At 69.7% G+C, this 13,097-nt stretch carries 11 protein-coding genes; 4 read left to right on the top strand and 7 right to left on the bottom strand.

The window, feature by feature from the left end; translation table 11 throughout:
• The 4 genes from ACIPN7_RS14685 to ACIPN7_RS14670 all read left to right on the top strand — a co-directional run.
• Window positions 1-630, top strand: a 630-nt coding sequence (locus ACIPN7_RS14685; RefSeq protein ID WP_400543240.1) for a GntR family transcriptional regulator, incomplete at its 5' end; no start/stop codon positions are given.
• A gap of 388 nt (window positions 631-1,018) precedes the next feature.
• Window positions 1,019-2,416, top strand: coding sequence for a hypothetical protein (locus ACIPN7_RS14680; protein WP_400543237.1), 1,398 nt, complete (start codon window positions 1,019-1,021; stop codon window positions 2,414-2,416).
• Window positions 2,417-2,428: 12 nt separating this feature from the next.
• Window positions 2,429-2,908, top strand: coding sequence for an SAM-dependent methyltransferase (locus ACIPN7_RS14675; RefSeq protein WP_400543234.1), 480 nt, complete (start codon window positions 2,429-2,431; stop codon window positions 2,906-2,908).
• A gap of 52 nt (window positions 2,909-2,960) precedes the next feature.
• Window positions 2,961-4,271 (top strand): hypothetical protein, encoded by a 1,311-nt coding sequence (locus ACIPN7_RS14670; protein ID WP_400543231.1) that lies wholly within the window; start codon window positions 2,961-2,963, stop codon window positions 4,269-4,271.
• A 6-nt stretch (window positions 4,272-4,277) separates the two neighbouring features.
• On the opposite strand, the gene ACIPN7_RS14665 is transcribed toward ACIPN7_RS14670, so the two are convergent.
• The 7 genes from ACIPN7_RS14665 to fxlM form a co-directional block, all read right to left on the bottom strand.
• Window positions 4,278-4,928 (bottom strand): YdcF family protein, encoded by a 651-nt coding sequence (locus ACIPN7_RS14665; RefSeq protein ID WP_400543229.1) that lies wholly within the window; start codon window positions 4,926-4,928, stop codon window positions 4,278-4,280.
• A 79-nt stretch (window positions 4,929-5,007) separates the two neighbouring features.
• Entirely contained in the window at window positions 5,008-6,192 is a 1,185-nt protein-coding gene (locus ACIPN7_RS14660; protein ID WP_400543226.1) for a hypothetical protein, read from the bottom strand.
• Window positions 6,189-7,127 carry a thiopeptide-type bacteriocin biosynthesis protein gene (locus ACIPN7_RS14655; RefSeq protein WP_400543223.1) on the bottom strand — a complete coding sequence of 313 codons (939 nt, stop codon included), beginning with the start codon at window positions 7,125-7,127 and terminating at the stop codon, window positions 6,189-6,191. The genes ACIPN7_RS14660 and ACIPN7_RS14655 overlap by 4 nt, the downstream gene beginning before the upstream one ends.
• The gene (locus ACIPN7_RS14650) at window positions 7,109-8,281 is read right to left on the bottom strand and encodes a lanthionine synthetase C family protein (protein WP_400543220.1); all 1,173 of its coding nucleotides are present in this window, start codon (window positions 8,279-8,281) and stop codon (window positions 7,109-7,111) included. The genes ACIPN7_RS14655 and ACIPN7_RS14650 overlap by 19 nt, the downstream gene beginning before the upstream one ends.
• Window positions 8,278-11,484 carry a lantibiotic dehydratase gene (locus tag ACIPN7_RS14645; protein ID WP_400543217.1) on the bottom strand — a complete coding sequence of 1,069 codons (3,207 nt, stop codon included), beginning with the start codon at window positions 11,482-11,484 and terminating at the stop codon, window positions 8,278-8,280. The genes ACIPN7_RS14650 and ACIPN7_RS14645 overlap by 4 nt, the downstream gene beginning before the upstream one ends.
• 67 nt (window positions 11,485-11,551) lie before the next feature.
• Window positions 11,552-11,746, bottom strand: a complete 195-nt coding sequence (fxlA, locus tag ACIPN7_RS14640; RefSeq protein ID WP_400543214.1) for an FxLD family lanthipeptide — start codon at window positions 11,744-11,746, stop codon at window positions 11,552-11,554.
• A gap of 61 nt (window positions 11,747-11,807) precedes the next feature.
• Window positions 11,808-13,031, bottom strand: coding sequence for a methyltransferase, FxLD system (gene fxlM / locus ACIPN7_RS14635; RefSeq protein ID WP_400543212.1), 1,224 nt, complete (start codon window positions 13,029-13,031; stop codon window positions 11,808-11,810).
• Window positions 13,032-13,097 lie beyond the last annotated feature (66 nt).

Here is a 13,097-nt window from a genome sequence, read left to right as displayed (position 1 = left end):
CAGGTCATGGACCAGTGGGAGGTGTCCAACGCGACCGCGGTGCGGGCGTACGCGGCCCTCAAGAAGGAGGGCCTGACCAGCGCCAGTACCGGTGCGGGCACGGTCGTGACGGACTACGGAAGCGACAACATCGCCACGCGCGTTCGTACGCACGCGTCCACGGGCGCTGCGCTGGCCACGGGGGAGGTTTCCACGATCGTCGAGGTCGGTACGGTCGGCGCAGAAGAAGCAGTCGCCGCACGCCTGGGCGTCGAGCCTGGCTCGCCGATCCAGGTGCGCCGCAGGGTCGTGGCACGTGGAGGCTTCCCGGTCCACTACTCCTCGTCCTACTACCCTCCCTACGTCGTACAGGCCGCCCCGGAACTGGCCGAACCGGTATCGACCGGCGGCTCACGAGAGCTGGCCAGTGAGCGGCTCGGGGTAGCGCAGAGCCACGTACTCGAAGAAGTGACCTCCCGGCTCGCCACCGAGCCCGAGAGCACCGCGTTGGGGCTCACCGGCTCGGTCATCGTGACCCAGACACTGCGCACCGTGTTCCTGACCGACGGCCGCGTGGTCGAGGTCGCGCTCAAGGTCTGCAGCGGGACAACCGTGCTGAAGTGGTCGACCCCTCTGAGCAGCGAACACTGACTTCCTTCGTTACGGGCGACACGTGTTTGATGGTCTTGCCGTGTTCGATCCGGGACGGGCTCACCTGCCGGTGGGACAGCGTCACAACGGCTCTGCTGGCTAACTGAGCTGACCGGAAGGGCCGGTTCGGCAGCACTTGGCGCGCGGGCGATTGCCACCAACACCACAGCCGCTTGCCATGTCGTCCGCGGGCCCACGGTGATCCCCAACAATCGGTAGCAACGACAGGACGCACTCTCACTGTCCGTTACGGCGGCGCCGCGTTGGAGGGCAATCTGGAGTCTCTGGTCCGGCAATCTGGACCGAATCGCCCGTCGGTGTGGGTGTGGTCCCTACCCTGATGTGGGACCGAGCGGAGCGAGCCGGTCTGGGACGGGAGAGGATGCTCGTGGCCAACGATCACTTGCGCCGACGCCGTGAGGCGACGCTGTCGCCGTCGGGCAGCGGCGCTCCGATGACCCGGGCGGAGCTCGCAGAAGCCGTCAACGGCTACCTCTGGCGCACCACTGGTAGACAGAGCGGCCTCGACGTCGACACGATCGCTCGCTACGAGCGCGGAAGCACACGGTGGCCTAACACGGCCTACCGGGACGGTCTGAGAGCCGTCCTCGGTGTCGAGGGCGACGCTGACCTCGGGTTCCGCCCCACTCGCCGTGGTCGCACGGTCTCGACGGCGAGGGCACAGGCCGGTGACGCACGTGCCGAGCGGGCGTCCTGGCTTCGTGAGGCGGTGGCTCCCGATACGCTGGCGTCGTCGATCGGTCTGGGGAGCGACTACATGGATGTCACGCGGCGCGCGCTTCTCGGCGCTGCGGCCTGGTCGGCCCTATCGCTCACGATGCCGGATCCGACCGCGCTCCCCGGCCGACGGATCGGTACTGAGGATGTCGCGCCTGTCCAGGCAGCCGTGATCGAGTTCTCGCGCGCAGACCAGCGTCACGGCGGTGGACACCAGCTGTACGCAATCACCCGATACCTCCGTACTGAGGTACTGCCCATGCTCGACGGTACCTACGGATCCCAGGCGTTGCGCCGGACGGCCTTCTCGTCGGCCTCAGAACTGTCCTATGTCGCAGGGTGGATGGCGTTCGACGACGGCAAGCACGCTCTCGCCCAGAGACTCTTCCACTCGTCCGTACGTCTCGCCCAGGAAGCTGATGATCCGGCGATGGCGGCGCACACCTTGCGAGCCATGGCTCACCAAGCCCTGGAGCTGGACGCGCCGAAGCGCGCGCTCGACCTGGCTGAAGCGTCGGTCGAACGGTCCCGCTACCGCGCGGCGTGCGCACGGGAACGGTCTCTCCTCGGCGTCGTCCACGCCCGCGCGCTGGCGGCCAACGACCTCCCGGGTGCTGCCGGCGCGGCGTTGCTTCGTGCGGAGGACGACCTCGCACGCGCCACCCCGGACGGTGAGCCGGGCCGGGTGTTTTTCTTCTCCGAGGCGTCCCTCGCCCACGAGACCGGTCGCACCCTGTACGCGAGCGCGGACCTGACCGGGGCCGAGGCTGCGCTCGGGCACAGCGTCGCGGTCCGGGCTCGCCAACCGTTCGCCAGGACGCACGCGGTCACCCTCGGTTACCTCGCGGAGATCCAGGCATCTGCCGGTCGACTCGACCAGGCGTACGCCACATGGTCAGACGCGCTCACCGCCATGGACGGCGTCCGATCCGGGCGGGCACGCAACACGGTCCACACCATGCGGCTTGCCCTGGCGCCGGCCCGGACCACTAATCCCGTTGCGGCAGAACTCGACCAGCGGGCCGCCGCCTATCTCACCGCAACCTGACGTAGGAGCCTTGTGAACCCGATCCAGATGACCCCCGTCGCGACCGTGCTCGGGGGCCGGTCTGAGCCGACAGACGACTACTGGGGTGGCACCCGTGCGATCATCCGGATCGACGCCGACCAGTTCCCCAACGACGCGACAGCCGGCCTGGAGGAGTTCTCACACCTGGAAGTGGCGTTCTTCTTCCACCTCACCGACCAGGCCGACCTGCACCCGGGCGCCAGGCGACCGCGGAACAATCCGGACTGGCCGGCGGTCGGGATCTTCGGGCACCGGAACATGCGCCGGCAGAACTGGCTCGGGATCTCCCGCTGCCGCCTGTTGGCCGTCGATGGCCTTGACCTGCACGTCGAAGACCTCGACGCGGTCGACGGCACCCCAGTTCTGGACATCAAACCGTGGTTCGACGAGTTCGGCCCCAGGGGCGAGGTCCACCAAGCGGGCTGGACGACCGAGATGCTCGGCGACTACTTCTCTCCCGCACGGGGCTGAGGCAGGAACACCGTGTGATCCGCAGCTTCTCTACGACGGGGAAGGGACGTTCATGGTCAATGACCACCTGCGGCGGCGTCGCGAAGCGACGCTGTCTCCGTCGGGCAGCGGAACGCCTATGACACGTGCGGAGCTGGCCCGAGCTGTCAACGAGTACGTGTGGCGCACCACGGGAAGGCAGAGTGGCCTGGACGTCGACACCCTCGCCCGGTACGAGCGGGGGCTCATCCGCTGGCCGAACGCCGACTACCGGGCGGGCCTGCGGGCAGTGCTCGGCGTCGCCAGGGATGCCGAGCTTGGTTTCCACAAGACTCGGCGGGGCCGCTCTGCTGAGGGCGGTCCGGACACCGCGACCTGGGTCCGGTCCTGGGCGGACGAGGACCACACGTCCGGTACGAGCGCCGACGTTCCAGACACCGCGATCGACCTTCTACGCCAAGCGCTGCTCACCTACGCTCCGGCGACCGGCACCGACTCAACCAGGGCAGACCTGACCTCGGCGAAATCCGAGGTCGCTACCGCGTTTGACGCGTACCAGGCGGGCAACTTCGAAGCTGCCGCACTCGCGTCTTCCTCAGCGTTGCGGGCACTGCGCGCGATGGAACGCCGGGGCGGGTCAACCGATGCCCGGGTGCTCGCGCTGGCCAATCAGGTCGGCGCGATCGTCCTGTCCAAAGCTGGCAGCGCCGACGTTGCCTGGATCGCCGCCGACCGAGGCGTGTCAGCCGCCGAGGCGAGTGGTGATCCGACTCTGCAGATGTCCCTGCTGCGCACTGCGGCGTACTCCATGGCTTCTGCCGGTCGCCGGCCCGAGGCTCTGACCCTGGTAGATCGGGCAACGAGCGAGTTCCAGCGGCGCATGTCCCAGACGGCCGCCTCGGCCGCGGTCTACGGGACGATGCTCCTGACCGGCGCGGTGCTGCTGGCCGCCGACCAGAATAGCGCCAAGGCTGCCGCGTACCTGGATGAGGCTCATGAAGCAGCCCTGGTAGTCGGTGTCGACCGCAACGACCTATGGACGGCGTTCGGTCCCACCAATGTCGCGATCCACCGAGCGAACATTGCAGCGGTGTTGGGCGACATGGACACCGTTCTCGCCGTCGGCGCACCGCTGGACGTCGAGCATGCGCCGATCGAGCGGCAGGTCCGCCTGCACCTCGATGTCGCCCGCGCCCACTTCGCGGCCGGGAACCATGACAGTGCGCTGGCCACCCTTCTGCAGGCCGAAGCGGTCGCGCCGTCGCAGGTGCGCCACCACTACATCACCCGTCAGGTCGTGTCCTCGCTCGTGGAGACCATGAGCCGTCGACCAGGCGTCGACCTGGCTCGGCTGGCCCGGCTGGCTGACGTGCCTCTGGCCTGAAGCGGTCTACGGGTTGACGAGTCGGCTGGTGTACCCGGCGGCCACCAGCCGCTCGTACGCGGCTCGCACATCGTCGGGAACCTCGACCGGGACGGCGAACCCGGCGTCGGCGTAGACCCACAGCCGCTGTGTATCCCCGACCAGCATGTTCAGCACCCGCTGTTCGTCGCCAATGGAAGCGATGTAGTCCTCCAGCGCCTGCCATCTCGCCGAGCACACCACTTCCAGCCCGGGCCAGACCTTCTGAACGGTCGCCCAGGCGCGACGTTGCTGGTAGGGGCGGCTGATGATGGTTGCCGACCTCGGATCGATCCCTTGGCTCACGAGCTGGTCGCGCGTGAACGTGAAGTTCTCGCTGGTGTTGGTTGCCTTCGTCTCCAGCACCATCGCCTCACGCGGCACACCGAGCTGCTCGGCACGCTCGGCAAAGTGCACCGCCTCACCACGCGGGAACTTCTCGACCGTCGTGGGCGCGTTCGCCCCGCTGAACACGACCAGAGGGAACCTGCCCCGCCGATACAGGTCCGCGGCGTGCTCCGCGACGCTGATGTCGTGGCCGCCGAGGCCGATCGCGACGTCGGTCGGAAGTTCCTCGTCGGGCATCTGGTGGAACTCCCAGAGAACCTGGGCGTCCTGTGTCACGGTCGGCGAAGGCATGGCCGCAAGTCTGGCACGACGCCACGTGCCGTCGGCCCGACGCCCATCCGGTCGGGGGAGCCTGCTTCGTGCCGGGCGATCACCGGCTTTCAACGGTGGTGCGGTACGCCCCAGCGAGGGTTCGCCGCGCGCTCGCCGTTGCGTCGAGGAGAGTAGCCAGGATGCGTCCGGTGAGCTGTCCTCCCGTGAGCCCGGCGGCCCTGACGAGATGGCCGAGCGCGGCAGCCTGGCCCCGGTCGAGAACCCTGTTGATTCCGGTGTGCTGGAGCACCTCACGTGCGGCGTACCCATCGTGCGCGTCCAGGGCTTCGAGCGCGGTGCGCTGCAGGACGTCGTCGGCCAGGTGCTGGTCGTGGGGTGCGACGAGGACCGTCGTGGTGACGCCGAGGCGCGCACGATAGTGCGGCCGTTCCGGGTGGCCTTGGGCTTCGTCGTGCAGGGCGACGAGGGACTCGACGGAAGCGCTAGCGTCGGCGGGTTGGGCCAGGAGGAGCTGGAGGCAGGCAGCCACCTCGTGCTCCCAGGCCTCGGTGAGGCCGGCGCCTGCGAGGGCGGCACGGGCTCCGGTGGTGTCGCCGTTGAGGAGGTGGTTGATGATGGTGATCTGCCGTCCCTCGAACAGGTGCAGGCCGATGCCGTTGTACGCCTCGACCAGTTGGGCGGCGTCCGCCCATCGACCGGCGAGGGTCAGGGCTTTGGTGCCGTCGGTCAGCAGCTGCATCCAGACGGACTTTGTCAGCTCCTGCTTGTCCGTCTCTGGGCCGTGCAGGGTCGACAGTGGCAGGGTGCGGCCGTCGATCGTGACGTCGGTAGTGCGCCGCACTCCGCGTAGCAGGTTGACGAGGATGGTCAGCGCGCTGTCGCCGTCTGCGGCGCGCATGCGGAGCCGGGCGAGGTTGGTCGCCGGTCCCAGCAGTAGCGGCGCCTCGGAGTACGCGAGGGGTCTCTGGTGCTTGAGGAGGCTGTCCAGGTGTTGGCGGCAGAGGTCTTCAGCCAGGGCCGGGTCGCGGCAGTCGGACGCGATGAGTGCAGCCAGGTTCAGCAGCGCTGCGGCGCCTTCGGCGGCGTCCCGGTCCGATGGAGCGTCCTGAAGCGTCTCAGCTCGGGTGGCGAGGTCCGCGACGCGTTCGGGGAGGGGCGGGCAGGCTGGGCGTGCCCAGGCTACGAGCGGGAAGCGGCGGACGGCGGCGTCGAGTTCGGCCCTGGTGCGTGCACCGCCAAGGATGCTGGTCGGCGGGGTGCTGCTGGGCGCATTGGTGGTCATGGCTGGTCTCCGGGGAGCAGGGCGTGGACTGCCGCGGCGGAGAGGGCGGTCTGCGTGCCGACGGACAGGCTCAGGCGGTTCCAGTGGAAGATCACGATCTGGGCCAGCACGGACCGCAGTCCGCGGCGCAACTGCCCGGTGGCAGCGAGGTCGGCCAGCTGGGACCCAGCGGTATGGAAGGCCCCGACCCAGGGCTCAAGGTGATCTCCGGCGACCGGAGCCAGCGCGGCAGGGTCCGGGTGGGCGAGGAGGTGAGGGCGCAGCAAGTCGGCGAGCCGGCGCACCTCTTCGACCCGCTTAGCGGGGACCGGCGGGCGCAGCGAGGCGATCTTCGCGAACATGTCCCCGGTCTCGAACATGTCGAGCCGGGCGCCGCGGGCCAGCGCGGCCAGCGCGGCGATCGTGGCCTCCTTCACGCCCAGGCCACCGGGCGAGGCACGATGTTCCAGGATGCCACGGGTGTCGGCGCAGAACAGATCGTGCACATAGGCCGCCGCGGCGCCGCCGCCGAACGCCGTCGTCTCGGGCTCGTAGGTCGACCAGGTCCACTCACTGACGACGCCTTCAGCTCGGAGGGCGTCCAAGGTGCGGGCGAGATCCGCACGATGCGTATCCAAGAATCGGACGCGCCAGCCAGGTGGCTTGTTCATGAACCACCAGCCTCTGTGAGCCCCGTCTCGACCGAGTTCGTCCAGGGCCCACGCGACCTCGTCGAGCGCCGAGCTCGTGGCTACTGCGATGTTGGCCTGGGTCCATCGACTGTCCGTTTTCGCGTTGAGGGCTGCCAGGCCAGCGATGATGAACGAGTCCACCGCGTCGGTGAGCATGTCAGGGTCGATGCGGTGCTGGCCGGCAACCTCGGGGACCGGCCTGGTCAGGGCTTCCACGACGGCGGCGGCAAGGGGATCAGCGCGGGTCAGGCGATCAAGAGACATGTGTCCCATCCGGAGGTCGGGGGTTGGTCGTGAGCCAGGCTCGCGGCGGCCAGGTCCACGCCGGCACGTCCGGTCAGGAAGCCTGAGTCGCCGAAGGGCGCATCGGCAGGGCAGGCGGCGACAGCCGCCAGGCGCTGAGCGACGGTGGGTAGGCGGTCGGTGATGATGGAGTCGGCGGCATCGAGTGAGGCGCGGAAGGCGCTCTGGTACAGGCCAGCTATCCCGTGGCACAGACCAGAGTCGGTCAGCCGTGCGACCTGGACACTGGTCAAGGTGGAGGCGATCGCGGCCTCCGCCGTGGCACGGCGGGCGTGGTCGTTGGCGGCAATCGCGCCGATCTGGATGGCGCGGGCGACTCCTGGGGAGCCGTAGCACCAGGAGGGGCGTGGCTGGTGCTGGTGAGCGGGCCGACCGGTGCGCAGCTCGTTGTGGGTGAGCCACTGCGGCCACCAGGTGCCATCTGGGCCGTCCTGACGCCACTGGTCGAACCAGTCCAGCAGCGTCCTGATCGCGTCGAGCTGTCCGGGCACTGCGATCCCGCGGCGGGCAGCGACGCCGAGCAGGGCCAGGATCCCGGCCGCTCCATGCGCCATGCCAAGGTTCGCGTGCCCGCTTGGGGTAGGCGCGGCCGGATCGGGGTCGTGCTCGACCCACCAACCGGGCCGGGAGACGCCATCGTCCACATGGGGTCGCGTCAGGCGGACGATGTACTCCAGGACGTCGGCCGTGACGTTGCTGCCGGGCTGTCGCAGGAGCAGTAGGACGCCGTATCCGGTCAGACCGCGGAACAGGTCGTACTCAGAGAACTCGGGCGCGAGGCCAGCGGCGATGCGGCGCTCGGCAGCGGCCAGACGGACACGAGCGAGCCGAGTCAGGTGAGCGTCCAGGAGATCGAGAGTGGCCCTTGCGCGTTGGTGCCCGTCGGCCTGGGCTGTGTGCAGGATGAATGTCAGGGCGGGCGCGCCGTAGAACAGTCCGGTGTGCCCGCCCGCCTCGACTGGTGCCGCGGCCAGGGCGCGCAGTCTTGCACGGGCTCGGTCCCAGGTCTGGTTCCCGGCGAGCGCGTGTTCGACACTCAGCAGGACCTGCCCGGCGCTGCCGCTGATCAGCGACTGCGTTGAGGGGGGAGCCTGTTCGAGGCTCGGGGTGTTCATCGCTGTCCCCCGGCTGGCTGGAGGGATTCTTGCCGGTCGATCCGTGAGAGCGCGTGCAGGGCGAGGAGTCGCTGCGCGGCACGTCTGGCGATCAGACGCGTAGCGTGCTCCAGCTCGACGTCGACGTCGAGCACTCGTGCGTAGTGATCGCGCCACAGTGCACCGATCACCCTGTTCGCCGTCCCCCGAGCGGGACCGGACTCCGAGCGGTCCAGGTAGGTGGCCACTGCGGCCCGCCGGTAGGCCCAGGCATCGGCTATCGCGTCGCCGCCGGCCGCGCGGAGGAAGTTGTGGTCGGCGGTAGGGTCGGCGAACGAGCACGCAAGATCGATCGCGTCTCGGTCGAGCTTGCCGGGGGCATGCGGGACGGTGTCCAGCACAAGCTGGTAGCCGGCGGTGGTGTCGCCGGTAAGCGCGGTGGCCAGGTCGACGAGCGACGCCGCGGCCAGCCCCGGCCCCTGGCCGGCTACGACGCTGGTGGTGTTGCGGGTGAGGCGGACCTGCTCGACGGCGGCGAGCGCGTCGGCCGCGAACACGTCATGGGCGGCCTGCAGTACGGGCCCGGCGCCGAAGATCCCGGTGCGGGGGTGATGGGCGTGGAGGCTGGCTTCGCTCGGCATGCCGGCGGCGGCCATGTCTTCCAGAACGCGAGCAACGGTCGGCAGTGCCGCTGCGGCAGCCGTGGGGTCGTGCAGGTCCAGGGTCATCTGCAGGTACTGGTCGCGTTCGGGCAGCACGAGGTCCCGCAGCCGGGTGAACCACCACCGGTGGGGGTGCGTGGCGGCCATCTCGCGGGACAGGCGGGGGAGGTGGTCGGTGATGAGTTGGTCGAACCGAGCCGGAGCACCGGCGATGCGCACCACGACCAGCCCGTCACCTAGAAGACGACCGCCCGCCGCCGCGGCGGGGCCGGATAGCGCACGGCTCACCGCGCTCTTCTGCGCAATGTCCACGGTGGCGTAGTTCGCGGTGGTGCTTTGCTGGGTCATGGAAACTGCGCTCGGTGGGAGCCGGTCGGGCGGGTCAAGGGGCGTCATGGGAACAATGACCTCGGCCGGGCGGCCCAGCCACCCGTCACCGTCCGGGATCTGCTCGTGGAGTTCGACTGTGCTCTTGCCCGCGGTTAGGCGTTCCAGTAGGTGCCGGTCCAGGGGCTGGTTCAGGTCGAGCGGCAGGTGTGTGCCGCCCTGGGCAAGCACGACCCGTGAGGGTGCGCGGTGGTAGGTGCGCCAAGCGTCGAACCGGTCCCACCAGGAGCGTTGCCCGTTGAGCTGGTCGGTGTGCAGGGTCCAGCGGGCGGAAGACAGGATGGTGCGCCCGTACCGCACCCGTGGGGTGTGTTCTAGGGTGCGGGCGGCGCCGAGGTCGAACGGCCGGAACACGATGCACCGGGCGTCGGCGACCTCGGCCAGGAACCGCACCAGCGGAGGGGTCCGCGAGGTCAGCTCCAGTGCGTGCGGCAGAACCGGGACGACCCGCCGGCCGGTCGAGGCCTGCACGAGGTAGAGCTGGTCGTCGTCCCCTGTCACGGCCAGGTCGTGGACGCCGATGTGGGTCGCGGAGCCGTCGTAGTGCTCGTCCAGCACGATCACGTGATCGGTCAGGACCGGCACCCGCACGACGTTGTCGGCGCTGGTCCGCCGCGGCCGAAAGACCAACTGCGCCACGACAGGCCGGTCGGGCGCGGTTCCTGGGGCCGCGAAGTACCGGGCCAGACGCTCTTGGTCACCCGGGTCGAGCAGGTGGGCGAACCGACCGGTCAGACTGGTGGATGATTCCGGTGCTGCGGAGACACCCAACCGGAACTCCCCGCGCTCCAGCGCCTCGGGTGAGGCAGCGTGGATGGTGAATCCGAGCTCGCACCGTGCCGGAGGCGCCGAATGGTCCGGGTCGCCCACGGTGAGCGCGGTGACATCAGCATCGGTCAGGATGACCTCGTCCTGGCCGTCGAGGGCCGCCTGGTGCAGGAGGTTCAGCACGACGGCATCCCGGTCGGTGACCTGCCGCCACGCCGGCCGGGTGCGTGGTGCACCCAGGAACCCGGTCGGGTAACCCAAGCCGGCGTCGGAGACCAGGTCGGTCACTGGGACCGGGGTGCCGGTGCCGTAGCGGGCGCGGAACCGGGCGTGGTAGTCCAGCCACCGCACCGCACCGAACGGCTCGGTCGACATCCGCAGCAGCGCCGAGGCGGCACGCTCGGCCTCCTGCACGACAGCCCGTGGGACGGTGAGAGACCCCTCGAAGCGAGTGTCCACGGCCAGCACAGTGGCGGCCTGCGGCGCCACCTCCCGTAGCAGTGCGGTCAAGGCAGAGCGATTGGGCGCCGTCCCGCCGCCCGGGGTGTTGTACCGGTCGAGCAACTCCCGTGCCCGTTCCAACGCCGCACCGGCCGGAGCACTACTTGCTTCGGCGAGCGCGAGGAGCTCGTGCAGGCCGTCACCGGAGGTCGAGGCTGGAGCGGCAGAGGAGACGAGGAAACCTTGGCCCAGGAGCGCGGCCAGCAGGACGCGCAGCCGTTCGCGCCGGGCGTCGTCGCCCTGGGTGGCCTGGGCCAGGCGCCCGCTAAGGACGGCCAGCTCGACGGGTGTGCGAGCGGTAGCGAGGATGGCGCGGACCAGGGCAGTGGCGCGGATCGAGATGTCCCGCAGCGTGGTTCCCGGGTCGTCGCCGGTTTGGCGTGGTTCGAGCAGGAGCCGACCGTCACGCTCAACGGCGAGTGCATTGGCGGTCACTATCTGGTGCTCGGCAAGGTTCGAGCCTTCTGCCAGGTCCGCACTGGTCAGGCGGAGCCACTCGGCATCCGGGCGAGCCACCGGTCGCCAGGCGGGGAGCGCTCGAGACATGGTCAGTCCTGGGGCGGCGGTGGTCACGCCTGCAAACAGCCCGAACGGGGTGCTGCGCCGCTTCCACCGGATCAGATAGGTCGCCAGGCTGCGCACGAGGCGCCGGATAGTGCGGGGCTCCGCCGCGCTCCGCATAGTGCTGGGTGAGGTCAGGAGCGTTGAAATGCGATCGGCGAGCGCGGGGCTGGCGACGGTGATTGCCTCTCGTAGCCCATCGTGTGCCCAGGCAGTCACCAGCCACCGGGTCAGGTCGGCGATGGGCGCCGTTGCTGGGTCGAGCCCGCTAGGGATGGGAAGGTCGTCCGGGGCGGTGGATGCCCGCACGAGCAGCGGGCCTGTGGTGCGCAGCAGTGGCGCCATCTCAGGACTCCTTCCGGTTGATGCTGGTGGCGCACCCGACCGGGTGCGCCACCAGAGGGTTGCGGGATCAGAACGGCGCGTTCTTGCCCGTCGTGCACGCACTGTTCTCGCAGGAGCTGCCGCAGCCGTCGCTCGTGGAGCACATCGTGGCCACCAGCGGGGTCGTCGACTCGATCACGCGCAGGTCGAGCTCGAAGTCGTCGTCGAGCAGTGCCAGGTCCAGCGTCGGGGCGGGGGCGTCCAGGGCCAGGGTGGGGGTCATGCTGTGTCCTCCTTGAAGGTGGTGATGAAGGTGATGCTGTCGTGCGGGGTGTCCTGGCCGGTCAGGACTCGAGCGGCCAGGAGATCGTGAGGACGCCGTGCGCCTTGCGCAGGTGCGCGGCACCTGGCGCAGCGGTCAGGTCGGCGCCCTCGGGCCAGTAGGCGATCTCTGCGTGGTCCGGGCGCCCGGCCTTGTCCCACGCCTCGATCTGAGCGTTGAGCCGCTCGGCGGCCTCGATGGCGTGCGGTCCCCAAGCCCGGGCTCCGAACTCCACCCCGCCGCCTTCGGCAAGGGGTCGGATCGCGAGGTGCGCGAACGAGTCTCCGGCCGCGGTCCCGAATGGGAACCAGGTCTGTGCCTGTAGCCCGGCCAGCTCGCTTCCTGGGTCGGCGTTGATCCGGCAGAACCCGTCCAGGAACGAGGCGAACCAGAGGTGCAGGCCGGAGAAGTCCTGGCCATGAGACAGGGGCAGGCCGGACCACACCTCCACGGGAGGGGTGGCCAGGACGCCGTCGAGGAGATGGGGGCGGGCGGGTACCTCGTCGTCGAATCGCAGCGTCAGGTGTCCGCCGTCGGGGTCGGGCAGGTGCAGTGCGTGCTCGTCGTGTCCGCCGATGCCCTGCATCGGGACGAATCCGCCGGTTTCGGCGCCTTCCGAAACGAGGTGGTTGCCGGCCCAGCGCAGCGCGAGCGTGCGGGTCACCGACCGCATCCGTAGCGGCACGACCAACCGCCCGCCCTCGACCAGCTGGTCCAGCCAGGCCGGCGCGATGTCCCATGCACCGACCGTCACCAAGATCGCGTCGAACGGGCCATGACCTTCCACCGGCAGCTCGCCGTCGCCGGTCAGGACCGTCACCTGCTCGCTGTATCCGGTCGCTGCCAGGCACTCCACGGCGCGCGCCGTGACCCACGGGTCGATGTCGATGCTCACCACCGACCCCGCCTCGCCCACGACCTCGGCCAGCAGCGCCGCGTTGTAGCCACCGCTACCGATCTCCAGCATCCGAGCGCCAGGACCGATCTGCGCGAGCTCAATCATCCTTCCCTGCAGCGACGGCGCCGAGACCGACGAGGTGTCCGCGCCATGCTCATCACGCCGAGTGACCACCGGCCGGTCCGGCGCATACGTCTCCTCCAGCGGCGTGCCCTCCGGCACGAACGCCTCCCGCGGCACAGTTCGCAACGCGGCCAGCACCGCCGGCGAAACCAACCGGCCCTCCAACCGGGCGACCATCGCCTCGCGCGCCGAGTGCGGCTGGGCCGTTTCAGTCGTCAGCTTCATCCTCATCCTTCAGTCGGGGTTGTGAACGCTTCTCATGCGGGGCGGTGCTGAGTCTGGGGAGCAGAG

The sequence above is a fragment of the Promicromonospora sp. NPDC090134 genome (assembly GCF_044746965.1).
GTDB lineage: Bacteria > Actinomycetota > Actinomycetes > Actinomycetales > Cellulomonadaceae > Promicromonospora.
Note: the sequence above shows the minus strand (reverse complement) of the source record. Positions and strands in the feature narration are given on the sequence as shown.

Bases quoted from the DNA above. Each gene is read 5' to 3' on its own strand.
- ACIPN7_RS14670 (WP_400543231.1), top strand. From the start codon at position 2,961: ATGGTCAATGACCACCTGCGGCGGCGTCGCGAAGCGACGCTGTCTCCG.
- ACIPN7_RS14665 (WP_400543229.1), bottom strand. From the start codon at position 4,928: ATGCCTTCGCCGACCGTGACACAGGACGCCCAGGTTCTCTGGGAGTTC.
- ACIPN7_RS14660 (WP_400543226.1), bottom strand. From the start codon at position 6,192: ATGACCACCAATGCGCCCAGCAGCACCCCGCCGACCAGCATCCTTGGC.
- ACIPN7_RS14655 (WP_400543223.1), bottom strand. From the start codon at position 7,127: ATGTCTCTTGATCGCCTGACCCGCGCTGATCCCCTTGCCGCCGCCGTC.
- ACIPN7_RS14650 (WP_400543220.1), bottom strand. From the start codon at position 8,281: ATGAACACCCCGAGCCTCGAACAGGCTCCCCCCTCAACGCAGTCGCTG.
- ACIPN7_RS14645 (WP_400543217.1), bottom strand. From the start codon at position 11,484: ATGGCGCCACTGCTGCGCACCACAGGCCCGCTGCTCGTGCGGGCATCC.
- fxlA (WP_400543214.1), bottom strand. From the start codon at position 11,746: ATGACCCCCACCCTGGCCCTGGACGCCCCCGCCCCGACGCTGGACCTG.
- fxlM (WP_400543212.1), bottom strand. From the start codon at position 13,031: ATGAAGCTGACGACTGAAACGGCCCAGCCGCACTCGGCGCGCGAGGCG.